Raw genomic sequence first — 22,637 nt, forward strand, 5'->3', positions numbered from 1 at the left:
CGATGACGATCAGCCCCGCGCCTTCATCCGCGCGTAACGCTGGGTCCCCTGCGTCATGACGTCGTCGCCTGCGACGATCGCCGCGACCGGGATATCGTCCTGCAACTTCAGCTGTTCGTACAGCGGTGCGAAATCGGTTTCGACCGTCACCCGCAGCAATTCGTCGAAGCTGGGGATGACGAAGTAATTCTGCTGGAAATCGTCGATCCGATAGTCGGTCCGCATGACCCGCGCGATGTCGAAACCGATGCGGTTGGGGCTCGGGTCGTCCAGCGCGAACTGGCTTTCGGTATAGCTCGACACGATGCCGGATCCATAGATCTTCAGCCCGTCGCCTTCGCGGATCAAACCGAATTCCACCGTATACCAGTACAGGCGCCCCAGATACTTCAGCGCATCCAGCCCCAACGCCCGCTGCCCACCGCGACCGTAGGCCGCCAGATAATCCGCGAACACCGGGTCGGCGAGCATCGGCACGTGGCCGAACACGTCGTGGAAGACGTCGGGTTCCTGCAGGTAATCGAGCTGGTCCGGCCGGCGGATGAAATTGCCGGCGACGAAGCGCCGGTTGGCCATATGATCGAAGAACACGTCGTCCGGCACCAGCCCCGGCACCGCGACCACCTGCCACCCGGTCAGCTTCATCAGCCGTTCGGACAGTTCGGCGAAATCGGGAATCCCGGGCTTCGACAGCTTCAGCACGTCCAGCCCGCGCAGATACGCTTCCGATGCGCGGCCGGGAAGCAGTTGGGATTGGCGCGCGAACAGGGTATCCCAAGTCGCATGCTCCTCCGCGGTGTAATGCTGCCAGTCCTGATCGATCGTCCAGTCGGTCGCGGCACCGGCGGGGGGCGTATCGAGAGCGTGCGATTCATCAGCCATGACGACGGCGTAGCATAAGGTTTCTAATGATACCAAACCGCGTTCACGTTACCCTGCTGGCCCGATGGCTCGGCCAATGGCTGGGCCGTGGCGCGCTGCTGCTGGCGCTGCTGTTCGGCAGCTACGCGACCGCGGGGCTGATCGGCGGCGCGATCCCGGCCAATGCGCAATGGCGCCCGCCGGCGCAGGGAGTCCGCATCTATGTGGAATCGAACGGCATCCACGTCGGTATCGTCGTGCCGAAGGTGGCGGGCGGCGTCGACTGGCGGGGGCTGGCACCCGGAGCCGACCTCGCCGACCCGCGTTATGCAGGCTATGACCATCTGGCAATCGGCTGGGGTGAGCGCGCCTTCTTCCTCGACACCGCGACCTGGGCCGACCTCAAGCTGCGCACTGTCCTGTCCGCCGCGCGTGGCAGCGACGCGACGTTGATGCACGTCGAACACGTTCCCGCGCCGCATCCCGGCGTGGATGTGCGTAGCGTGGTGCTGCGGCCGGAGGAATACCGGCGTCTTGCCGGCTATATCCGCGCGAGCCTGGCCGATCCGCGCCAGCGCTACCGCGGCTATGACGCCAACGACGCATTCTATGCCGCGCGCGGGCATTACGATGCGATGCGGACCTGCAATGCCTGGGCGGGCGCCGCGCTGCGTCATGCCGGTGTGCGCGTCGGCCGGTGGACGCCGTTTCCGGTGACGGTGCTGGCATGGTTCTAGACCGCCTGCAGGCCGGGCTCGCCCGCTGGCACGACCGGGTGCCGTCGCATGCGCGCATCGGCAACGGCTTCCTCGCCCCGCCACCGCCGCCGAAGGCGCTGGCGGCGAGCGAGGTGCCGCGCGTGGCCTGGATGCTCGCGACCCGCTGGCGCCATGCCGCGGCGCTGGCGGCGGTGCCGCAGGGGCGAGGCGGCGCAGTGATGATCCTGCCCGGCCTGTTCGATGCCGACGGATCCAGCGTGGTGCTGCGCCGGTTCCTGGGCGGCATCGGCTATCGCGCCGAAGGCTGGGGCCTCGGCCGCAACCTGGGCGTCAAGAGCGTCGGCGCCGAGGCGGAGCGGCTGATCGCCCGCGTCGAGGCGCTGCATGCCGAGGCGGGGCCGGTGACGCTGGTCGGCGTCAGCTTGGGCGGCATCATGGCGCGCCTGGTCGCGCATCGCCGCCCGGAACTGGTCGCGCGGGTGGTGACGGTCAGTTCGCCCTATGCGGGCAGCGGCCGCGCCACCAACGTCTGGCGCGCGTTCGAATGGGCGACCGGCGAGCGGGTCGACGATCCCGCCGTCATCGCCCGTAGCGAGGCCATCGCCGCGCCCCTGCCCGTCCCCTGCACCGCGATCTGGAGCCCGCGCGACGGCTTCGTCAACGGCTTCATCTGCCACGATCCCAGCGCCGAATCGGTCGAGGTCAACAGCGGCCATCTTGGCGTCCACATCCACCCGGAGGTGCTGATCGCCGTCGCCCGGGCGCTCGCGGGCGACAGCGTGGTGCAGGACCGGTAGGTCGACGCGGATCGGCGGCGATCCTGCCCATGCGGCGCCACGGCAGTGCCGGGCGCCATCGTGCACCCCTAGTCCATCATGCCGACGGATACCGGAATGAGGGGTCTGGCGGCGGACCGACATGGCATCACCGCACCGGCATCGGTTCCGTGCAAACGGAGTACGACACGCTCCGGCTCAGGTGAGGCGCCATGGCGGGGCAGATATTGGTTCCTGCGTGCGCGTGTACGACAACGGAAGGAACGACGCCTCCTCAGGCTGCCGACAGTCGCGGTTGCACGCGCTCAATAGCCCGCGCGATAGCCCGAATAGTCGCACGCCCGGCGGTCATCGGGGTGCTTGCGGCATTGCTTCGCCGCCTCCTTGCGCTCGCGGCCTTCCCTGGCCTCCTGCTTGCGCATCTTGCGGCCATAGTTGCGGTCCGCCTCCTCCTGGCTGGTCGTGGTCCAGTCGACCGCCTTGCCGGCGACCTGGAACGGCGCCTTCACGATCGATGCGGCGGTGTTGATGCAACCTGCGGTGGCGAACAGCAGGGGAAGACAAACGAGGGGAGCGATACGCATTTACCGATGATCCTTGGCCGCACGGCGGGTGTCGAAGCCGATTAGCGGATAATCCGTGAAAAATCCGTCGATACCAAGGCCCAGTGCCGCGGCGATCTCCCCCGCGACATCGCCGTGTGCGGCAGGGTCTGCGCCGCGTCGGAAGCGTTCCGGCAGGAAGGCGTTTTCGGCACGATAGGTCCAGGGATGGACGCGCAGCCCCGCGGCATGGGCGTCCGCGACCAGTGTCGTCGGGGTGGAGCCCGACCATGTTTGCGCCTTGTCCGGCCCCAGCCCATAGGCGTAGGTCGCCACCTGCCGCAGCCCGGCCGGGGTCAGCATCGCCGCATAGGACGGCGCGGAGCCGTCCGCCGGACCGCCCTGCCCGGCCACCAGCTGGATCAGCCGCACCGTCGTCAGCGCGTGGATGCGTTGCAGGTTCTTCACCTCGAACGACTGGATGAACACCGGCGCATCGGCGCTGTCCCATCCCGCCGCCCGCAGCTGTTCGACCAGGCGCACGTCGGTGGGGTGGCCGATGCCGGCGAAATAGGTCGGGTGCTTGGTTTCGGGATAGATGCCGACGTGCCGCCGCTTCGCCAACGCGATGATCTCCGCCAGCGTCGGCACCTCGAACCAACCATCATACGCCGTATTGCCGGGCCGCAGCTGCGGCAAGCGCTCCTTCGCGCGCAGCGTCTTCAGTTCGGCGAGCGTGAAATCCTCGACGAACCAGTCGGTCAGCGTCGTGCCGTCGATCGTCTTGGTGGTGCGCCGGTCGGCGAATTCCGGATGGGCGGCGACGTCGGTCGTGCCGCCGATCGCATTTTCGTGCCGGGCGACCAGCACGTCGTCCCTGGTCGGCACCAGATCGGGCTCGATGAAGTCCGCGCCCTGGTCGATCGCCAGTTCATAGGCGGCGAGCGTATGTTCCGGCCGCGACCCGCTGGCGCCGCGGTGCGCGATGACGATCGGCGCCGACAGGGGTTTCGAGGCGGACGAGGCGGAGGGCGATCGGGTCATCGGCGCATCCTGCCCCCGTCCGGGAGCCGATACCAGCACGGCGGCAGTGAGAGCGATTCGCAAAGCGGAAACCATCATGCCGACAGGCGTTAGGCCATCAATCCTACACGGGTGAGACACCCGCATTCTGCGAGGCAGCGCATGCATTTCACGATCAACGGCCAGTCGTATCAGGCAGAACCGGACATTCGCACGTCGCTGCTCGACCTGTGCCGCGAACATCTCGGCCTGACCGGCAGCAAGAAGGGGTGCGATCACGGTCAGTGCGGCGCGTGCACGATGCTGGTCAACGGCCGCCGCATCAACAGCTGCCTCAGCCTGGCGGTGATGCATCAGGATGACGAGATCACGACGATCGAGGGGCTGGGCACGCCCGACAACCTCCACGCGCTGCAATCTGCCTTCGTCCGGCACGACGGCTATCAATGCGGCTATTGCACCCCCGGCCAGATCTGCTCCGCGGTCGGCATGCTGGACGAGGTGCGCAAGGGGTGGGCGAGCCACGTCACCGACGACCTCGATGCCCCCCGGTTCGACGACGAGGAGATCAGCGAGCGGATGAGCGGCAACCTGTGCCGTTGCGCCGCCTATCCCAACATCGTCGATGCGATCCGCGAGGTCGCCGAGGCGGATGGCACCGTCGACATTGCCCTTCGGCACAAGGTGGAGACGGGCGCATGAAGACCTTTACCTACGCCAAGGCGGACAGCACCGACACCGCGGTGCGCGACGCCCACGCATCGGGCGCCAAATATATCGCCGGCGGCACCAACCTGCTCGACCTGATGAAATTGCAGGTCGAGACGCCGGACAAGCTGGTCGACATCAGTCGCCTGCCGCTCGGCGAGATCGAGGAGCGCGAGGATGGCGGTCTGACCATCGGCGCGCTGGTACCGAACTCCGACCTCGCCGCCGACCCGCGGGTCATCGAAAAGTACGAAGTGCTGAGCCGCGCGCTTCTTGCCGGAGCCTCCGGCCAGTTGCGCAACAAGGCGTCGACCGGGGGCAATCTGCTCCAGCGTACCCGCTGCTATTATTTCTACGACACCGCGACGGCCTGCAACAAGCGCGAGCCCGGAACCGGCTGTTCGGCGGTCGGCGGCTTCAACCGCGTGCTCGCCGTGCTCGGCACGTCGGACCAGTGCATCGCGACGCACCCCAGCGATATGGCGGTGGCGATGCGCGCGCTCGACGCGACGATCATCACGCAGACGTCGGATGGCGACAAGCGGCGGATATCGATCCACGATTTCTACCGCCTGCCCGGCGAGACGCCCAACATCGAAACGGTATTGCAGCCGGGCGAGCTTATCACGCACGTCGAACTGCCTGCCCCGCCGAGCGGAAAGCAGGTCTACCGCAAGGTCCGCGACCGCGCCTCCTACGCCTTCGCGCTCGTGTCGATCGCCGGCGTCGTCAGCGTCGAGGATGGCAGGATCGCCAGCGCCGCCCTCGCCTTTGGCGGCCTTGGCCCGATGCCGTGGCGCAACCCGGCGGTCGAGGCGGCGCTGGTCGGACAGGCGCCGTCCGATGCGGTGTTCAACGCCGCCGCCGACGCCTTGCTGGCCGATGCCAGAGGCTATGGCTCGAACGACTTCAAGATCCCGCTGGCGCGTCGGGTCCTGATCGCCACGCTGCGCGACCTGACGGGAGAATGAGTATGTTCGGATTCGGCAGCGACACCAATGCGCTCACCATGAACAAGTCGCATCCCGACAGCCTGCTCGATTCGTCGGTGCAGGACATCATCGGAAAGCCGATCGACCGTATCGACGGCCCGCGGAAAGTGTCGGGAACGGCGACCTACGCCGCGGAATACCAGCTGGACAACGTCGCCTACGGCTATCTCGTCCGTGCCACCGTCGGCGCCGGCAAGATCAGGTCGCTGGACGCCACCCGCGCCAAGGCGATGCCGGGCGTCGTCGACGTCATCACCGATTACGCCAGCTTCATCCGCAATCCCCAACAGGGCGGCGAGACGAGCGCACCGGCGCAGGGGGTCGAGGACGTCGCCTATCACGGTGAGATCATCGCGATCGTCGTCGCCGAAAGCTATGAAGTCGCACGCGATGCCGCGCTGCAGGTCAGCGTCGATTACGAACCGGCCGAAGGTCGCTACAGCTTCCTCGCCCACCGCGAGGAAGCGGAAAAGCCCGCGCCGCAGCAGATCCCGCCGCACCACAGCCAGGGCGACGTCGACAAGGCGATGGCGGACGCGACGCACACGATCGACGTCACCTATACGACGCCCAGCCAGAATTCCGCCGCGATGGAACCGCACGCCAGCCTCGCCGTGTGGGAAGAGGGCAAGCTGACCCTGTACGGCGCCTATCAGATGCCCTCTTCGGACAAGCTCCAGCTCGCCAAGGCGCTGGGTGTGTCGGCGGACAAGGTGCGCATCGTCGCGGCCTTCGTCGGTGGTGGCTTCGGATCGAAGCTGGGCATCGCCCCCGAAAGCGTCGCGGCGGCGATCGCGGCGAAGCGTCTCGGCCGGCCGGTCAAGGCGGTGATGGCGCGCCAGCAGGTGTTCGACGCGACCGTCCGCCGCTCCAACACCGAACAGCGTCTGCGGCTTGCCGCCGATGCCGAGGGCAGGCTGTCGGCGATCGGCCACGAGACGCTGGTGTCGAACCTGCCGGGCGAGGATTATTTCGAGCCTGCGGGCGTTTCGACGCATTTCCTCTATGCCGGTGAGAACCGCCTCATCACCCATGACATCGTCCGGCTCGACTGGATGCTGGCAGGATCGATGCGCGCACCGGGCGAGGCGGTCGGGCTGATCGCGCTGGAGGGCGCGATGGACGAACTGGCGGAGAAGACCGGGATCGACCCGATCGAACTGCGCCGGCGCAACGAGCCGGAACAGGACCCGGAAAAGAAGGTCCCCTATTCGTCGCGGGCGCTCATCCCCTGCCTCGATCGCGGTGCCGAGACGTTCGGCTGGTCGCGCCGCAAGCCCGCCGGCACCGACCGACGCGGCGACTGGTTGTACGGCATCGGCGTCGCGTCCGGGGCGCGGTCGAACATGCTCATCAAATCGGCGGCCAAGGTGTCGATCGATGGTCAGGGCAAGGCGATCGTCGAAACCGACATGACCGATATCGGCACCGGCACCTACACGATCCTGGGGCAGATCACCGCGGAGATCCTGGGCCTGCCGATCGAGGACGTGACCGTCCATCTGGGCGACACCGATGCGCCTCCGGGTGCGGGATCGGGCGGCTCCTGGGGTGCCGCATCGTCGGGCACTTCGGTCTACCTCGCCTGCGAGGCGTTGCGCGACAAGATCGCCAAGGCGATGAAGGTCGATGCGGGCGAACTGACGCTGAAGGATGGACGCGCGATCGCCGACAACCGCAGCGTGCCGCTCGCCCAGCTGGTCGGCGAAGGCATGGCGGCGACCGGCGAAGTCAGCCCCGGCAGCCAGGAAAAGACGTTCAACCAGGCCAGCTACGGCGCGCATTTCGCCGAGGTCGCGGTGAACGTGATCACCGGCGAAGTGCGGGTGAAGCGGATGCTCGGCGTGTTCGCCGCGGGTCGCATCCTCAATGAAAAAACCGCGCGTTCGCAATGCCTTGGCGGCATGACCTTCGGTATCGGCTGTGCACTGTCGGAAGAGCTGGTTCACGATCCGCGCAATGGCAAGATCGTCAATCGCGACCTTGGCGAATATCACGTGCCGGTGAACGCCGACGTGCCGCAGCTAGACGTCGACTTCCTCTACGAACGGGACGTCGAGGCGAACCCGCTGCACGCCAAGGGGCTGGGCGAGGTCGGCATCTGCGGCGCGGCGGCGGCGATCGGCAACGCGATCTACAACGCCACCGGCGTGCGGGTGCGCGATTATCCGCTGACCCTCGACAAGCTGCTGGAGGGATTGCCGGCGGTCTGACCCCCTCGTCACCCCGGACCTGTTCCGGGGTGACGGCCGGTCCGGGACGGAACGTGCGCCGACCCTTTGCCCCGGACCGCCCCCATCCTACATCAGCCCGACACCGCTCCGGGCAAGGATCAGACCGGCATGACCGATATTACGATGGACCGGGCACACCGCCCCGACGCCCTCGCCCGCGCGCGTCAGAACCTCCTCGGCCAGCCGATCCCCCGCATCGAAGGCCCGGCGAAGGTCACCGGCACCGCCACCTATGCCTACGAAGGCGCGCCGGACGGCATCGCCTATGCCGTGATCGTCGGCGCCCCCATCGGCAGCGGCCGGGTCACCGCGATCGACACGGCGACTGCCGAGGCGCTGCCCGGCGTCATCGCCGTGATCCACGACGATCCGCGCATCGTGACAGGCGGCAGCAATTCGCAGGCGCAGGCGCACAGCGATACCGACACCATCTTCCACTACGGCCAGCCCGTCGCGATCGTCGTCGCCGAGGATCAGGCGGTCGCCCGCGATGCGGCGAAGCGTGTCGTGGTGCACGCCGAACCCGGCGCGGACCGGTTCGATGCCGGCGCGCAACCGGTACAGCGCGACCACGGCATCGGCTTCCTTCCCGCGATCGACATCGGCGACCTCGACGCCGCGCTCGAACGGGCGGAGGTGACACTCGATCGCCACTATACGACGCCCGTCCACTTCCCCGCCGCGCTCGAACCGCATGCCAGCACCGTCCGCTGGGATGACGGCAAGCTGACGGTGCGGACCAGCAACCAGGTGATCGGATCGGCGAGCGCGACCATCGCCACGGCGCTCGGCATCGACAAGGGCGACGTCCGCGTGCTCGCACCGTTCGTCGGCGGCGGCTTCGGCGGCAAGACCGGCGTCGGGCCGGAGGTGATCCTGGCCGCCATCGCCGCCGAGCGGATCGGCCGCCCGGTCAAGGTCGCGCTGCCCCGTGCGCAGACCGCCTATCTGGTCCATCACCGTTCCGCGACCACGCAGCGCGTCCGCATCGGCGCCGACCGCGATGGTCGCATCACCGCCTTCGCGCACGAAGGAGTGGCCGCGCAGAACGACGATGCGAGTTTCCTCGAACCGATCCCGTTCGGCTCGCTGCCCCTGTATGCGGGTGAGAACCGCCGCTTCCGCACCGACCTCGTCCGGGTCGACCTGCCCGCCACCGGCGCGGTACGCGCACCGGGGGAGGCGATCGGCAGTTTCGCGGTCGAATGCGCAATGGACGAACTGGCCGTGCAGCTGGGGCTCGATCCGATCGCGTTGCGCCGCATCAACGAACCCCGGGTCGATCCGGTCAACGGCAAGCCCTTTTCCACCCGCCGCCTGGTCGACTGCTATGACGAGGGCGCCCGCCGGTTCGGCTGGGATGCCCGGCAGAAGCGCCGCGAGGGCAACTGGCTGATCGGCCACGGCATGGCGGCGGCCCTGCGTGGCAACTTCACCGTCAAGGCGGAGGCGCGCGTCCGCCTCGACACCGATGGCCGGGCGATCGTCGAATGCGACATGACCGACATCGGCACCGGCACCTACACCATCCTCGCGCAGACCGCGGGCGAGATGCTGGGCCTGCCGATCGACCGGGTCGAGGTGCGCATCGGCGACAGCGACCTGCCCGCCAGCGCCGGTTCGGGCGGATCGTTCGGTGCCGGCAGCGCGTGTTCGGCGACGGTGCTGGCGTGCGAGGACATCATCACCGAACTGGCCCGCCGCATGAACGCCGCGCCGGAGGATCTGGTTTTGCAGGACGGCTGCGTCACGGCCGGTGGCCGCAGCGTCGCGCTCGCCGACCTGATCCGGGGCGAATCGATCGTCGCGACCGGCAAGACCGGCCCCGGTGCGGAAACGAAACGCACCAGCCAGGCGAGCCACGGCGCGCATTTCGTCGAGGTCGCGGTCCATGCCGTCACCGGCGAGGTGCGCGTCCGCCGCATGCTGGGCGTGTTCGACATCGGCCGCGTTCTCAACGCCAAAACCGCCGCCAGCCAGCTGATCGGCGGCATGATTTGGGGCCTGTCCTACGCCTTGGGCGAAGCGGCGGAGGTCGACACCCGCAACGGCCATTTCGTCAACCCGGACTTCGGCGAATATCATGTCGCGGTCCACGCCGACGTGCCGCCGATCGAGGTGCATTTCATCGAGGAGATCGACGATCACGCCAACCCGGTGGGGGCAAAGGGCGTAGGCGAACTCGGCATTTCCGGCGCCGGCGCGGCGGTGGCGAACGCGATCCACGATGCGACCGGCGTCAGGGTACGCGACTTTCCGGTAACGCTGGACAAATTGTTGGCAGGATTGCCAAACCTCTAAAATCTCCCCGGCGCGGGACGGGGGACGGGGGACCGGCGCGGCTGGTGGCGGCACACCAGACAGTACCGGCGCCGGACGCTGCCCCACCACCCCGCGCCGCAAGCGCGGTCCCCCTCCCCGTTCCGCGCGGGAATCAGGAAAGACATATCATGGCCGAAAACGATTCCGTCCTTACCGCCGCGCGCAATTGGCAGGGTGAACCGCTCGCCCTCGCGACGGTCGTCTCCACCTGGGGCAGCGCGCCGCGCCCCAAGGGCAGCCACATGCTGGTCCACGCCGACGGCCGCTTCGAAGGCTCCGTGTCCGGCGGTTGCGTGGAAAGCGATATCCTCCAGACCGCCGCCGACGTCATCGCCGGCGCACCGTTTCAGCTGAGGACCTATGGCGTCGCCGACGATGCCGCGTGGGAAGTCGGCCTGCCCTGCGGCGGCGAGATCGCGGTGATGGTCCAGCCGGTGTCGGCGACCGGTTTCGATCCCGAATTGTTCGACCGGATCGCAGAGGCGCGCGACCACGGCCAGGCGGTGACCGTAACCACCGACCTCGCCACCGGTCACAGCGACCTCAAGCCCGCGGAAACCGGCGAGGTGTTCGTCAACCGCTACGATCCGCCCCGCCGGCTGCTGATCGTCGGTGCGGTGCAGATCGCGCAGGCACTCGCCGCGCTCGCCACGACGCTGGGCATCGATACGACCGTCATCGATCCGCGCGCGCGTTTCCTGACCGAGGAACGCTTTCCCGGCGTCACCCTCGACGATCGCTGGCCCGATGAAGCGATCGAGGCGCTGAAGCCGGGCCCGTCGACCGCGGTGGTGACGCTCAGCCACGACATCAAGATCGACGATCCCGCGCTGATCGCGGCGCTCGCCAGCAACGCGCCCTACGTCGGGGCGCTCGGCAGCCGTCGCAGCCATGCCGCGCGCCGCGACCGTCTCGCCGCCGCCGGCCTGTCGGTAGAGCAGATCGACCGCATCGACGCCCCCGTCGGTATCGACATCGGCGCGATCGGCCCGTCGGAGATCGCGCTGTCGATCGCCGCCGCCATGGTCGGGGCATTCCATGGGTTCGGCCATGATCGCGGCTGAGGATTGCGTTCTCGTCCTGCTCGCCGCCGGCCGTTCGCTGCGTATGGGTGACATCGGCAGCAAGCTCGACGAACCGTTCCTCGGCCGTCCGCTCGGCCTGCACGTCGCCGTTGCGCTGGAGGACATGCCGTTCATGGAGCGCGTTGCCGTCGTCGGCCAGGCGGATTGCGACTATGCCGCGCACGGCTTCGTCATCGTCCGCAACGACGACCCGCAGCTCGGCATGGGCCGATCGGTCGCGCTCGGCGTGGACTGCGCCCGCGCACGCGATGCGAAAGCCGTCGTCGTCGCGCTCGCCGACATGCCCCGTGTCACCGCGACCCATATCTACACGCTGCTCGATGCGGTGGATGGTGACGACGCCGTGGTCGCCTCCAGCGATGGCCGCTCGCCCAGGCCCCCGGCCGTCTTCGGCCGCGCCCGGTTCGACACGCTCGTACAGCTGGAGGGCGACGCCGGCGCCCGCGACCTGGTTCGCGCCGGCAAGCACGTGGTGACGACGCCCGCCGAGCTGATCGACGTGGATACGCCGGAGGAACTGGAGCGGCTGCGCGAGCTGGTGAACGCTCCGGAAGCCTACACCCGGCGGCGCCATGGCTGACGCCGCCGCGATGCGATCGCGCCCCGTCGCGGGGCGGCGTTGGACGGGATTCGCCGTTACCCGTTCATAACACGAGTGGAAACGGCCGGGTCTGTCCTACATCGTCCCACGCCGCTACGCCGCGCCGGCATGGCACCCGTCCGACCTGCCGTTCGCCCTGAACGCATCGAAGGGCTGGTATATAAAGATGTCCGGCGCGCGGCATACGTGGCGTCGACGGGCTCGGAAGCAGTCCGGTGCGCTTTCATCGACACCAAATCGGAAACGATCGGCAGGCGATCGTTTCCGTCAGGGTGCCCATGTTGTTCATGTTGTTCATGTTGCCGCGTTACTCATGCCGCAGCGCATCGATCGGATTTAGCGCCGCCGCGCGCCGCGCGGGGAAATAGCCGAACACCACTCCGATCACCGCCGATATCGCAAACGCGATCAGGTTGATCTGCAGGTCGAACGTCCACTGCACCTGCATCAGCGGCGATAGCGCCAGAATGACGCCCTGCGCCAGGATCAGGCCGATCACGCCCCCCAGGCACGACAGTGCGACCGCCTCGACCAGGAACTGCAGCAGCACCTCGCGCGCCACCGCGCCGATCGCCAGCCGGATGCCGATCTCCCGCGTCCGCTCGGTCACCGACACCAGCATGATGTTCATGATGCCGATGCCGCCGACGACCAGGCTGATCGCCGCCACCGCGGCGACGATGCGGGTCAGCAGCGTCGTCGTGCCGGTCAGCGTGTCGGAAATCTGCTTGGTATCGAAGATGTTGAAATCGTCGTCGCGCCCGCCGGTCAGATGCCGGCGTTCGCGTAACAGCGCGCTGATCGACGCCTGTACCGCGCTGCTCTGATAGTCGCTGTCGACCCCGACCAGCATCACCCGCACGTCGTCGTTGCCGACGAAGCGCCGCTGCACCGTCTTGATCGGCATCACCACCACATCGTCCTGATCGCCGAAGCCGCCCTGCCCGCGCGTGCTCAGCGCGCCGATCACGTCGCAGCTGACGTTGCCCAGCCGGATGCGCTTGCCGATCGGATCGTCGCCGCGGAACAGGTTCTGCCGCACGGTATTGCCGACCAGGCACACCGATTTGCCCGCCTCCTGCTCCGCCGCCGTCCAATACCGGCCCGCGGTCAGCGGCCATGGCTGGACGGTCAGGAAGGCGCTGGTCGTACCGTTGATCGTCGTCGACCAATTCGCCCCCTCGTAGATCGCGGTGGCGCTGGAACTCGTCTGCGGCGCCACTGCGGTGACGCCGGCGATCTGCGTTGCGACCGCGTCGGCATCGGCCGTCTTGAACGGCGGCGGCGGCGGCCCGCCGCCGCCCCGCCCGAACCCCTGGCCGGGGCGGATCTGCAGGATGTTGCTGCCCAGCGCCGAAATCTGCTGCTGCACCGCAGCCGTCGTCGCCTTGCCCAGCGTCACCATGGTGACCACCGCGCCGACGCCGATGACGATGCCGAGGATGGTCAGGAACGAGCGCAACAGATGCCGCCGGATCGACCGCAGCGCGAGGATGAGGGTGGTGCCGAGCATCAGGCGATCCCCCCGGCATCGGATGCGGAATCGGGTATGGCGCGCGTCTCGCGCGGCCCCGTCGCCGCGTCCGCCGCCGGCATCTCGCCCTGCCGATGCTGCGCCTCGATCCGTTCGACCAGCCCGTCCTTGAAATGGATCAACGTGCGCGCGAACGCCGCCATGTCCGGTTCGTGCGTCACCATCAGCACGGTGATGTTGCTGTTCCGATTGAGGTTCGTCAGCAATTCCATGATCTCCACCGACCGTTCGGAATCGAGGTTGCCGGTCGGCTCGTCGGCCAGCAGCACATCGGGCTGCGTGACGATCGCGCGCGCGATCGCGACGCGCTGCTGCTGCCCGCCCGACAATTCCGCCGGGGTATGATCCCACCAGCGATCCAGCCCGACCTTGGCCAGCGCCGCCATGCCCAGCTCACGCCGAGCCTTCTTGTCCTCGCCGCGATACAGCAGAGGCAGCTCGACGTTCTCCAGCGCGCTCGTCCGGCTGAGCAGGTTGAACCCCTGGAACACGAAACCGAGATAGCGGCGCCGCAGCAACGCACGCTGGTCGCGATCCAGCGTCTCGACGTGATGCCCGCGGAACAGGAAGGTTCCGCCCGATGGCACGTCGAGGCAGCCGAGGATATTCATCGTCGTCGACTTGCCCGACCCCGACGGCCCCATGACGGCGACGAAATCGCCGGCCTGGATGTCGAGGTCGACGCCCTTCAGCGCTTGGAATTGCGTCGCGCCCATGCCGTACACCTTGGTGACGCCGCGCATGGTGATGAGGGGGTCAGGCATGACCGGCCTTACTGGCCACCGGCCGCACCCTGCCGCCGCGCGCCGCCGGCACCGCCACCGCTCCGCCGCCCGCCGCCCGCCGCGCCGTCGCTGCCCGTCGCCAACTGGCCGGTGATCACCTGCTGCCCCGGCTTCAGATCGCCAGCCAGCACCTCGGTCATCGTGCCGTTGCTGTCGCCGGTCGTCACCTGCACCGGCTGCGGCTTGCCCTCGGCATCCTTGATGTAGACCGTCTGGTTCGCGCCGCGCGCCAGCTTGGCGGTCCGCTCCGGCCGGTCGCGCCGGGGGCGGAAGGTCAGCGATCCGGCGATGCCCCCGCTCGACCCGCCCGACGCCCCCGCCGCGGTCGGTTTGAAGCGCAGTGCCGCATTGGGCACCAGCAACACGTTCTGTCGGTCCGACGTCACGATGTCGGCGGTCGCGGTCATGCCCGGACGCAATTGCAGCGAGGGATTGGCGACCGTCAGGTCGGCGGCATAGCTCACCACCTGACCGGTCGTCGCCGTCGTGGTCGTCGTCGTGGTGGAACTCGCCGAACTGACGGTCAGGTTCGACCCCAGATCGACGCGCGTGATCTCCGCCGGGAACGTCCGCCCCGGAAAGGCATCGACGGTGAAGTTCGCCTTCTGGCCGACCTTCACCTCGCCGACGTCGGCCTCGTCGATCGCCACCTCCAGCTTCATCTTGCTGAGATCCTCGGCGATCACGAACAGCGTCGGGGTGTTGAACGAGGCCGCAACGGTTGCGCCCGGATCGATCTGTCGGGCCAGCACCACGCCGTTGACCGGCGAGCGGATGATCGCACGCGCGCGCTGCGTCTGGCTCTGCGCCAGCGCCGCCTGCGCCGCGGTGACGTTCGCCTGCGCGACCTTCAGCGCGGCGACGCTCCGCTGGTAATCGGCACGCCCGGCCTGCAACTCGGTCCCCGACGGCACCCGGCCGTTGGACAGCTTGTACACCTCTTCCAGCCGCGACAGCTGCGCGCGGCTTTCCGCGACGGTCGCCTGCGCCTGGTTCACCTGGGCACGATTGGCGGCGATCTGCGCCTGTTGCTGGCGGATCTGGTCCTCGATCTGTTCGGGATCGATCAGTGCCAGCGGCTGGCCCGCCGTGACGCGGTCGTTGACGTCGACCACCACCTTGGTGACGAGCCCCGACAGCTGCGAACCCACCGTCACCTGATTGGTCGGCGCCAGCTTGCCGGTCGCCGACACCGTCACCGTCAGATTGCCGCGTTCTGCCGCCTGCGTCGAGAAACCCGCCTCCGCCTGCGGCCCGAAACAGCTCTTCAGCAGCAGCGCGAGCAGCACCACGCCGATCGCGACGAACACCCATTTCAGATAGCGGCGCCATGCCGGCACCGGCTTCACGCCCAGGAAATCGTCGATCTGTTCGTCGGCCATCAGCGGGTCTCGCCCTCGGAAGGTTGGGTCGCGCCGCGGTCCGGCGCCTGGGGGATGACGCTCGCGTCCCAGCCGCCGCCGAGCGCGTCGTAGAGTGCGATCAGCGCCGTCGCCTGATCCGATCGCGCCTGGACCAGGCCGTTGCGGGCGGAGAGCAGCGCCGCCTCCTGCTGGTTCAGCGTCGTGAAGTCGGTCAGCCCGCTGCGATACTGGCTGCGGCTGAGGATCGCGGAAGCGTTGGCGGCGTCGAAGGCGATGGCGAACTGCGTCTCGCGCTGGCGCGCGGTATCCAGCGCCACGATGGCGTTTTCGACATCCTCCAGCGCGGTCAACACCGTGCCGCGATAGCTGGCGAGCGCGGCATCGGCGGCAGCCTCGTTCGATCGTACCTGGCTGCGCAACCGGCCGCCGTTGAAGATCGCCTGCGTCAACCCGGCGAACAGGCCGCCGGTGATCGCGTTGCCGATATCGCCGATGCTGGTCGCGTTGGTGTTGATGTTGCCGGTGATCGCCAGCGCCGGATACAATTGCGCCTTGGCGACGCCGATCTGCGCCGTCGCGGCTGCCAGCGTCCGTTCCGCCGCCCGCACGTCGGGACGGCGGCGCAGCGTGTCCGCGGGGATGCCGACGCCGACCGTCGCCGGCCCCCTGGGGATCGGTTTCGCGATCGCCAGCGCGGTGCGCAGCGCCCCCGGCGCCTGACCGGTCAGCACGCCCAGCCGCGCGACCGATGCGGCATATTGCTGCTCGATCTGCGGCACCGTCGCGGCGGTCTGCGCACGCTGGGCGCGTGCCTGTTCGGCATCGACCGACGACACCAGTCCCGCCTGCACCCGGAATCCGGCGATCTCCAGATTGTCGTCCTGGATACCCAGGCTGGCGCGCGCATTGGCCAGCTGCGCCTGATAGGCGCGGGCGAGCACGTAATTGCGCGCGACCTCGCTCTCCACGGTCAGCAGCACGGTGGCATAGTCGAACCCGCTCGCCTCATATTGCGCGCGGCTGGCTTCGACGGTGCGGCGGATCTCGCCGAACAGGCCGACCTGATAGCTGGCGGACAGACCTGCGGAAAAGTTGTTGGTCCCGCCGCCGCCGGTATCCACGACCGTGCCATCGGGCAGCGTGAAGGACCGGCCGCCGCCACGCAAATTCTCGTTGCGCTGATAGCCCGCCGAACCGGACAGCGTCGGCAACAGCGTCGCCCTGCTCTGCACCAGCGCCTCGCGCGCCTGGCGCAACCGCGCCACCGCCTGCGCGACGTCGGTGTTGGCCACCCGCGCCTGCTCGACCAGCTGGCCCAGCACCGGATCGTCGAAGTTCGACCACCAGCGGGTGATATCCTCGGGCGTCTGCTGCGCGGGAACCGAGAAGCCCGTCGGCACGCCCAGCTCCGCTGCCCCCTTGGGGCGATAATCGGGTCCGACGGTGCAGCCGGCGAGCGCCGCGGTGAACAGCAGGAGTGCAGGAACACGCATGGCGTGGTGTGTGGTCAACACACCCGGCGACGTCCAGCGATTTTCTGTCGCAATTTGTCTTCCCGACATAACGGCAGGGCCATATCCGCTCCCTACCGACCGGTGAAGTTCGGCTTGCGCTTCTGCAGGAACGCCATGCCGCCCTCCATCGAATCCGCCGATCCGCGCGCGGCGCGCTGCGCCTGCGCCTCCGCCGTCATCGCGGTGGCATAGTCGGTTTCCAATGCTTGTCCGAGCGCCCGGCGCATCAGACCCAATGCCATGGTCGGTCCTGCGGCAAGCCGCGCTGCCAGCGCCAGCGCCTCCCCGTCCAGCGCCTCGTCGGGGACGACCTTGTGGATCATGCCCCAGTCCAGCGCCCTGGCGGCCGCCACGCGCTCGCCGAGCATCATCATTTCGGCAGCCCGCGCCCGCCCGATCAGCCGTGGCAGCATCCACGATGCGCCGCCGTCGGGCACCAGCCCGATGTTGACGAACGCCTGCAGGAAATAGGCGGTGTCGCTCGCCACGCAGAAATCGGCCGCCAGCGCGAGGCTGCAACCGATGCCCGCGGCCGGACCACGCACCGCACTGACCACCGGCACGTCCAGTTCGGCGATCGCGCGCATCGCCGGGTTGTAGTGTTCGGTGAGCGCCGCATAGGTGGTATCACCGGGATTGTCGCTGCCAAGCGCGCCGCCCGCGACATCCGCCCCCGAACAGAATGCGCGACCGGATCCTGCGATCAGCACCGCCCGCGCGCCGTTCAGATCGCCAAGGGCGGCGCGCAGTTCGTCGAACAGCGCCGGCGGTGCCGCATTGAGCCGGTCCGGGCGGTTCAGCGTCAGCACGAGGACATCGCCCACCGGCTCTTCGAGAATGTGCTGGTAGGTCATGGCCTCTCCCCTCTGCCGCGCAGCGTGCCGGAGCCGGACCTGCATGGTTTGGCGCCCCCTGCGGGATGCGCGATAGCCGGGTCTTATGGTCTAGCGCACGACGGCGCCAGCGTTTTGCGCGCGCGCCGCGGCCAGCCCCGGAGCGATGAGGTCCACGCCGTCGACCCGCTCGATCCGCGATACCAGGCTGGCCGGTATGCGCGCGCCGGGCAGCAGGATGTAAAGGCGATTCCGATCGATGCTGGCGCGCGCCAGCGCGGCTTCCTCCGCCGCCAGCCGGTGCAGCGATACGCGACTGTTGCGGGCAGCATAGACGTTGGCGACCGGTCGACCGGCATCGATGGCGCGCCACGCAACCTCCTGGAACAGTTCCAGATCGCGGGTGACGTCGCCGGGCAGGAACACGACCGCGCGCGATCGTGCGATAAGCTGGTCCCAGCGTGGATCGGTCGTACGCGTATACAACCGGTATGCGGATGCCGCCTGGCTACGCGCCCGGATCGCGGCGACCATGCCGGACAGGTCGATCGCCTGTATCGCGACGACCGCGAGCAGCATGGCCGCCGCCCGGTGCGCGGACAGGCGGAACACGGCGAGCACCGCCATCAGGATCAGCACATAGCCGACCGGCCAGAACAATCTGCCCGATGCGCGAACCGGGTCCAGCCAGGTCAGCAGCGCCGGCGGCAACGGCAACCGGGCGATGGCCAGCACCGCCAGCGCGACCAGCGCCGGCACGAGCACCCGCAACCGTTCACCCGCAACCCTTTCACCCTCCCGCGACGGCCGATATCGCGCGACGCCCAGCGCCGCGGCGACCAACAACAAGCCGCCCGCTCCCAGATACTGGAATCCCTCGAAACCGCGGCCGGGGCTCGCTTCATGCCCGCGGATCAGGCGCGTCGACGCTTCGGCACCCGGATTCCACAGTGCATCGAGCGGCATCGAAAAGCGGCCGAAATAGCCGGTGGCCGCCTGCCCTCCGACCCCCAGCCACCACGCGAGCATACCCCCAAGCGCCAGCATCCCCGCGACCTGCGCCAGTATCGCCGGGCGCCGACCGGGCCGCCCGTCGACCCATTGCGACAGGATCGCCGAGGCCCAGATGGCACCGACCAGGATCAGCAAATAGCTGTGGGTCAATGCGGACACGGCGATCAACGCCGCCCACCAAGGCCATCGCGCATGACGCCGTGTGTCGAGGAACAGGTACAGCGCCGCCAGGATCGTCCAATGCGCCATCAGGTTGACATGGCCGGCCCGGTTCATCAGCGTCGGCGGGAAGGCGAGCAGCACCACGCCTGCCCACAGCGCGATCCGGCCGGGCGCATGCCGCCGCAGCAGCAGCCATGTGAACAGCGTCTGCAGGATCAGGCTCAACAGGATGAACGGTCCGACCAGCTGCGCATCAGCCGGCAGCCAAGCGGCGAACGGCTTGGCGACCAGCGTCACCAGCGGATTGCTGTCGGTAAACAGCACCGGCACCCCTTCGGGTGCGTTCAGCAGGGTGGTCCTCAGTGACGCGCCCGCTGCGTGATCGTGCCAATAGGCATGCGCGCCCAGTGCATTCTCGCCCGCATCGCTTCCGTCCAGCAGCCAACCGGCGTTGCCGATATCCAGCGTCGCCGGATGAAACAGCGACACGAACAGCAACAATGGCAAAGTCAGCAGCAGGACGGGGGTGACGAACCGGAGCGCCACGCGCGACGATGCATCGTCGACGGCTTGCGTCCGGGCAACGCGCCGTCGCCGGACGCGGGCGGGGCCGAGCATCGTGCCCGCGGTCCGGCTACGCGCGGATCGGTCGCAGATTGCGCTCGATCACCAGGCGATACACCCATTGCGGGATATGCGATTTGCGACCGAGCAGCACCGCGCCCAGCACGTGAGCGCCGGCATCGCGCAACTGGGTCAGCATGTTGCGCGCCACCGGGCGACGTGTCGCTTCCGCCTCGATCACCGGCACGACGGCATCGACCGACAGGGCGAGTTCGATCCCTTCGAACCCTTCGGCAACCGGCGGCGCAGTGACGATCACATAGGCGTAGCGCGTCTTGAGTTCCGCGATCAGCCGGGTATCCAGCCGCTGTCCGGAACACGCCGCCGTGCTGATGACGCCGGTCGCCATCCCTTCGAACTGCTGGATGTGCAATTGCCCCGCGTCGGGCGGCAGGTCGCCGTTGTCGGCAAAGCGGATCAGGATGACGCTGCCGCGACTGCGCCGACCGATCGCCCGCCCCAGGCCGAGCGCCGCGTCCTGCAGGCTCATCTTCGATGTGGGAGCGACCAGCAGCACGGCACGTCCCGCGTTCCCGCCGATGGCATCGAGCACCCCGATCATCCGGCTATAGTCCCGGTGCTCCAGCGACGGCATGCCGTCGACCGGCGGCAACGGCGCCGACAGGACGGTGACGTCCAGCGCGCGTTCGACCTCGATCGGCGACAGGAACACTTCGCGCATGCTGCCGAGCACGAACACGGTGGTACCGGCGATCAGGATCGCTGCGACGATGCTGCCCGCGATCAGCAGCAGCGGCGGATTGTTGCGCTTGGCCGGCGGCGTCGGCGCCTCGATGATACGGACGCTGGGACTGCCAGCATCGGATGCCTGATTGAGCTGCACGCGCGCCTGGCCGACCTGTCCCGCCAGCGACTTGTAGCTGTCGGACAGCACGTCGCGCTCCAGCTTCATCGCGGTCAGCTGGTCGCTGATCCCGTTCAGCTGGTCGAGCCGCGCCTTGGATGCCGCCAGTTGCGCCGCGAGCGCCGCGCCCCGCGCCTGCGTACCGGCGACGCTCGCCTGCGTCTGCACCATCCGGTCGCGCGTCGTATCGAACAACTGGTTGCGCCCGGTCCGGCGCGTCTGCACCAGCGTCCGCTTCTGCTGGTCGATCGTCGTCTGCACGTTGGCGATCTGGCGGTCGATCTGGGTAACCTGCGGCGACCCCTTCATGAAGCGCGAGGCGAGGTCGGCGCGCTTCGCCTGAAGCGTCAGCAGCGATGCCTGCATCTCGCCGAGCGCCCGCGCGGCTTCGGTATTGTCGCTGTAGAGTTCGACGTTGGCGGGGATGCCGCGGGTATCGGCGCGCAGCGAGGTTAGGCTGCGGCTGGCATCGGCGAGCGATGCATCCGCATCCAGCTTGTTCTTCCGCAACAGATCGTCCTGCGCGACCGCACCGGCGACCTGCGCGGCGATGTCGACGATGCCGTTGTCGCGTTGATAGGTGACGATCTTGGCATTGGCCGCGTCGAGCTGGCGGCGGATCGCATCGCGCTGCTGTTCGAGGAATGCCACGCGGCCCGAGGTAAGGACGTTGGCGCGGGTTTCGAAATAGCGGGTGATGAGCTGGTGCAACGTGTCCGCCGCCTGCCGCGGATCGCGCGCCGTATAGGTCAGCTCGATCACGTTGGCATCGTTCGCCTTGGTGACGTGCAGATGCGATTCGAATCGCTCCAACGCGGCGTTGACGTCGGCCGTCGAGGCGTTTTGCGGCAGCTGCGCGCGAACGACGGAGCGATGCAGTTCGAGGCTGCCGAGCATCTGCAATTCGACATTGGCGACGGCGGCAGGGTCGAGCACCTGTCCCGGCTGCGGCGCGCCGCCGGCATCCTGCATGTCGTAGATGCCGGTGCTGAGCGGCAGCAGCCGCGCCTCCGCACTATAATTGGCGGGCATCAGCACGGCCGCGAGGACGCCGAGCGCCACGATCACGCCCGCGACGATCAGCGCCACCCGGCGATAATAGAACAACCCGTTCAGCAGGTCGCGCAGGGCGAACTGCGCCCGTGCGGGCGGCGGCTCCAGAGCCTGTGCGGACGTGGTGAAGTCGAGCATGCACTGCCGATCTGGAAGGTGGATGGGATATGATGTCGTCCCGTCTTATGGCGCGGCGCACTTACCGTTCCATTAAGGCTTGCCCGCTACCAACTGCCGCAGCGCCGATCGCATGGGTCGGCGAACAGGAACGAGGCGGCGATGGCGTTACCGGGACGGATCGGTCGGATGCGAGGCAGGGCGGCGGCGGCGCTGTTGGCGGCGGCCTGGCTGGCGCAGGGCTGCGCGGAATCGCCGGTCACCGCCGCCATGGCACCGCCGCAGGCCGCCGCGGTGCCGCAGCCGGCGAACGATGCCTATCGCATCGCGCCGGGCGACGAGATCGCGGTCACCTTCCCCTACAACGCCGAACTCGACCATGCCGGCCCGGTCGGCCCGGACGGTCGCTTCGCGATGCCGCTGGTCGGCAACATCCCGCTGGAAGGCCGCACGATCGACGAGGTCGCGGCCCTCATCTCGACCGACCTGCGCCGTCAGGGCGTCGTCGAGGATGCCCGGCCGACGGTGGCGATCCGCCAATATGGCGCGGTGATCTACGTCGGCGGCGAAGTGCGCCAGCCCGGCGCGATCAAGCTGACCCAGGCGATGGACCCGATGCAGGCGGTCATCACCGCCGGCGGCATGCTCGACACGGCGAAGACGCGGCAGATCGTGGTGATCCACCGCACGCCGGAGGGGACGATCGTCCAGCGCCACGCCGACCTGCGGCGCTACACCAAACATGGCGAGGCGACCGGCATCGCTTTGCACCCACAGGACATCGTCTTCGTACCGCGCTCGTCGATCGCCGAGGCGGACCTTTGGATAGACCAGCATATCAACAAGCTGCTGCCGTTCAGCCGCAGCCTGAACTACAGTCTTGGCAACAACGCGGTGGTCACGCGCTAG

The 22,637-nt window shown here is 68.3% G+C and carries 18 protein-coding genes and 1 pseudogene; 9 read left to right on the top strand and 10 right to left on the bottom strand.

Annotation, left to right across the window (positions count from 1 at the left end; genetic code table 11):
- Window positions 1–9 precede the first annotated feature (9 nt).
- Window positions 10–882, bottom strand: coding sequence for a phenylalanine 4-monooxygenase (gene phhA, locus GTH33_RS15480; protein WP_163959163.1), 873 nt, complete (start codon window positions 880–882; stop codon window positions 10–12).
- Window positions 883–908: 26 nt separating this feature from the next.
- Here phhA and GTH33_RS15485 point away from each other — a divergent pair, with 26 nt between their 5' ends.
- Complete coding sequence (locus GTH33_RS15485) at window positions 909–1,598, top strand: TIGR02117 family protein (RefSeq protein ID WP_208403882.1); 690 nt, start codon at window positions 909–911, stop codon at window positions 1,596–1,598.
- Window positions 1,589–2,377 (top strand): alpha/beta fold hydrolase, encoded by a 789-nt coding sequence (locus GTH33_RS15490; protein WP_163959164.1) that lies wholly within the window; start codon window positions 1,589–1,591, stop codon window positions 2,375–2,377. The genes GTH33_RS15485 and GTH33_RS15490 overlap by 10 nt, the downstream gene beginning before the upstream one ends.
- A 284-nt stretch (window positions 2,378–2,661) precedes the next feature.
- Here GTH33_RS15490 and GTH33_RS15495 read toward each other — a convergent pair whose 3' ends face one another.
- Window positions 2,662–2,940: a hypothetical protein gene (locus tag GTH33_RS15495; RefSeq protein WP_163959165.1), complete on the bottom strand. Its 279-nt coding sequence runs from the start codon at window positions 2,938–2,940 to the stop codon at window positions 2,662–2,664.
- The gene (locus tag GTH33_RS15500; protein ID WP_163959166.1) at window positions 2,941–3,942 is read right to left on the bottom strand and encodes a glycerophosphodiester phosphodiesterase; all 1,002 of its coding nucleotides are present in this window, start codon (window positions 3,940–3,942) and stop codon (window positions 2,941–2,943) included. It lies immediately after the preceding gene.
- Window positions 3,943–4,083: 141 nt separating this feature from the next.
- On the opposite strand from GTH33_RS15500, the gene GTH33_RS15505 reads away from it, so the two are divergent.
- From GTH33_RS15505 to GTH33_RS15530, 6 genes are all read left to right on the top strand, one after another.
- Window positions 4,084–4,623 carry a 2Fe-2S iron-sulfur cluster-binding protein gene (locus GTH33_RS15505; protein ID WP_163959167.1) on the top strand — a complete coding sequence of 180 codons (540 nt, stop codon included), beginning with the start codon at window positions 4,084–4,086 and terminating at the stop codon, window positions 4,621–4,623.
- Window positions 4,620–5,600, top strand: a complete 981-nt coding sequence (locus GTH33_RS15510) for an FAD binding domain-containing protein (RefSeq protein WP_163959168.1) — start codon at window positions 4,620–4,622, stop codon at window positions 5,598–5,600. The genes GTH33_RS15505 and GTH33_RS15510 overlap by 4 nt, the downstream gene beginning before the upstream one ends.
- 2 nt (window positions 5,601–5,602) lie before the next feature.
- Window positions 5,603–7,834 carry a xanthine dehydrogenase family protein molybdopterin-binding subunit gene (locus GTH33_RS15515; protein ID WP_163960142.1) on the top strand — a complete coding sequence of 744 codons (2,232 nt, stop codon included), beginning with the start codon at window positions 5,603–5,605 and terminating at the stop codon, window positions 7,832–7,834.
- 129 nt (window positions 7,835–7,963) lie between these two features.
- Window positions 7,964–10,156, top strand: coding sequence for a xanthine dehydrogenase family protein molybdopterin-binding subunit (locus GTH33_RS15520; RefSeq protein WP_163959169.1), 2,193 nt, complete (start codon window positions 7,964–7,966; stop codon window positions 10,154–10,156).
- Window positions 10,157–10,305: 149 nt separating this feature from the next.
- Window positions 10,306–11,241, top strand: coding sequence for an XdhC family protein (locus GTH33_RS15525; RefSeq protein WP_163959170.1), 936 nt, complete (start codon window positions 10,306–10,308; stop codon window positions 11,239–11,241).
- Complete coding sequence (locus GTH33_RS15530; RefSeq protein ID WP_163959171.1) at window positions 11,228–11,842, top strand: nucleotidyltransferase family protein; 615 nt, start codon at window positions 11,228–11,230, stop codon at window positions 11,840–11,842. The genes GTH33_RS15525 and GTH33_RS15530 overlap by 14 nt, the downstream gene beginning before the upstream one ends.
- A 328-nt stretch (window positions 11,843–12,170) precedes the next feature.
- Here GTH33_RS15530 and GTH33_RS15535 read toward each other — a convergent pair whose 3' ends face one another.
- The 7 genes and pseudogenes from GTH33_RS15535 to GTH33_RS15565 all read right to left on the bottom strand — a co-directional run bounded on the left by GTH33_RS15535 (window position 12,171) and on the right by GTH33_RS15565 (window position 21,749).
- Window positions 12,171–13,376, bottom strand: coding sequence for an ABC transporter permease (locus GTH33_RS15535; RefSeq protein ID WP_163959172.1), 1,206 nt, complete (start codon window positions 13,374–13,376; stop codon window positions 12,171–12,173).
- Between the two features lie 104 nt (window positions 13,377–13,480).
- Window positions 13,481–14,161, bottom strand: a pseudogene (locus GTH33_RS15540) (ABC transporter ATP-binding protein); the annotation flags it as partial.
- An 8-nt stretch (window positions 14,162–14,169) separates the two neighbouring features.
- A complete protein-coding gene (locus tag GTH33_RS15545; RefSeq protein ID WP_163959173.1) occupies window positions 14,170–15,564 on the bottom strand; it encodes an efflux RND transporter periplasmic adaptor subunit in 1,395 nt (464 codons plus the stop codon).
- Window positions 15,564–17,039 (bottom strand): efflux transporter outer membrane subunit, encoded by a 1,476-nt coding sequence (locus tag GTH33_RS15550; RefSeq protein WP_163959174.1) that lies wholly within the window; start codon window positions 17,037–17,039, stop codon window positions 15,564–15,566. The genes GTH33_RS15545 and GTH33_RS15550 overlap by 1 nt, the downstream gene beginning before the upstream one ends.
- A gap of 92 nt (window positions 17,040–17,131) precedes the next feature.
- Window positions 17,132–17,914 carry an enoyl-CoA hydratase-related protein gene (locus GTH33_RS15555; protein WP_163959175.1) on the bottom strand — a complete coding sequence of 261 codons (783 nt, stop codon included), beginning with the start codon at window positions 17,912–17,914 and terminating at the stop codon, window positions 17,132–17,134.
- A gap of 90 nt (window positions 17,915–18,004) precedes the next feature.
- Window positions 18,005–19,687: a DUF6311 domain-containing protein gene (locus GTH33_RS15560; RefSeq protein WP_212592673.1), complete on the bottom strand. Its 1,683-nt coding sequence runs from the start codon at window positions 19,685–19,687 to the stop codon at window positions 18,005–18,007.
- 16 nt (window positions 19,688–19,703) lie between these two features.
- Window positions 19,704–21,749 (bottom strand): GumC family protein, encoded by a 2,046-nt coding sequence (locus GTH33_RS15565; protein ID WP_163959177.1) that lies wholly within the window; start codon window positions 21,747–21,749, stop codon window positions 19,704–19,706.
- A 141-nt stretch (window positions 21,750–21,890) separates the two neighbouring features.
- On the opposite strand from GTH33_RS15565, the gene GTH33_RS15570 reads away from it, so the two are divergent.
- Window positions 21,891–22,637, top strand: a complete 747-nt coding sequence (locus tag GTH33_RS15570) for a polysaccharide biosynthesis/export family protein (RefSeq protein ID WP_243848126.1) — start codon at window positions 21,891–21,893, stop codon at window positions 22,635–22,637.

This window comes from Sphingomonas insulae, assembly GCF_010450875.1.
In the GTDB taxonomy this organism is placed as follows: domain Bacteria; phylum Pseudomonadota; class Alphaproteobacteria; order Sphingomonadales; family Sphingomonadaceae; genus Sphingomonas; species Sphingomonas insulae.

Coding starts and splice junctions, on each gene's coding strand:
- phhA (WP_163959163.1), bottom strand. CDS start 882: ATGGCTGATGAATCGCACGCTCTCGATACGCCCCCCGCCGGTGCCGCG.
- GTH33_RS15485 (WP_208403882.1), top strand. CDS start 909: ATGATACCAAACCGCGTTCACGTTACCCTGCTGGCCCGATGGCTCGGC.
- GTH33_RS15490 (WP_163959164.1), top strand. CDS start 1,589: ATGGTTCTAGACCGCCTGCAGGCCGGGCTCGCCCGCTGGCACGACCGG.
- GTH33_RS15495 (WP_163959165.1), bottom strand. CDS start 2,940: ATGCGTATCGCTCCCCTCGTTTGTCTTCCCCTGCTGTTCGCCACCGCA.
- GTH33_RS15500 (WP_163959166.1), bottom strand. CDS start 3,942: ATGACCCGATCGCCCTCCGCCTCGTCCGCCTCGAAACCCCTGTCGGCG.
- GTH33_RS15505 (WP_163959167.1), top strand. CDS start 4,084: ATGCATTTCACGATCAACGGCCAGTCGTATCAGGCAGAACCGGACATT.
- GTH33_RS15510 (WP_163959168.1), top strand. CDS start 4,620: ATGAAGACCTTTACCTACGCCAAGGCGGACAGCACCGACACCGCGGTG.
- GTH33_RS15515 (WP_163960142.1), top strand. CDS start 5,603: ATGTTCGGATTCGGCAGCGACACCAATGCGCTCACCATGAACAAGTCG.
- GTH33_RS15520 (WP_163959169.1), top strand. CDS start 7,964: ATGACCGATATTACGATGGACCGGGCACACCGCCCCGACGCCCTCGCC.
- GTH33_RS15525 (WP_163959170.1), top strand. CDS start 10,306: ATGGCCGAAAACGATTCCGTCCTTACCGCCGCGCGCAATTGGCAGGGT.
- GTH33_RS15530 (WP_163959171.1), top strand. CDS start 11,228: ATGATCGCGGCTGAGGATTGCGTTCTCGTCCTGCTCGCCGCCGGCCGT.
- GTH33_RS15535 (WP_163959172.1), bottom strand. CDS start 13,376: ATGCTCGGCACCACCCTCATCCTCGCGCTGCGGTCGATCCGGCGGCAT.
- GTH33_RS15545 (WP_163959173.1), bottom strand. CDS start 15,564: ATGGCCGACGAACAGATCGACGATTTCCTGGGCGTGAAGCCGGTGCCG.
- GTH33_RS15550 (WP_163959174.1), bottom strand. CDS start 17,039: ATGCGTGTTCCTGCACTCCTGCTGTTCACCGCGGCGCTCGCCGGCTGC.
- GTH33_RS15555 (WP_163959175.1), bottom strand. CDS start 17,914: ATGACCTACCAGCACATTCTCGAAGAGCCGGTGGGCGATGTCCTCGTG.
- GTH33_RS15560 (WP_212592673.1), bottom strand. CDS start 19,687: ATGCTCGGCCCCGCCCGCGTCCGGCGACGGCGCGTTGCCCGGACGCAA.
- GTH33_RS15565 (WP_163959177.1), bottom strand. CDS start 21,749: ATGCTCGACTTCACCACGTCCGCACAGGCTCTGGAGCCGCCGCCCGCA.
- GTH33_RS15570 (WP_243848126.1), top strand. CDS start 21,891: ATGGCGTTACCGGGACGGATCGGTCGGATGCGAGGCAGGGCGGCGGCG.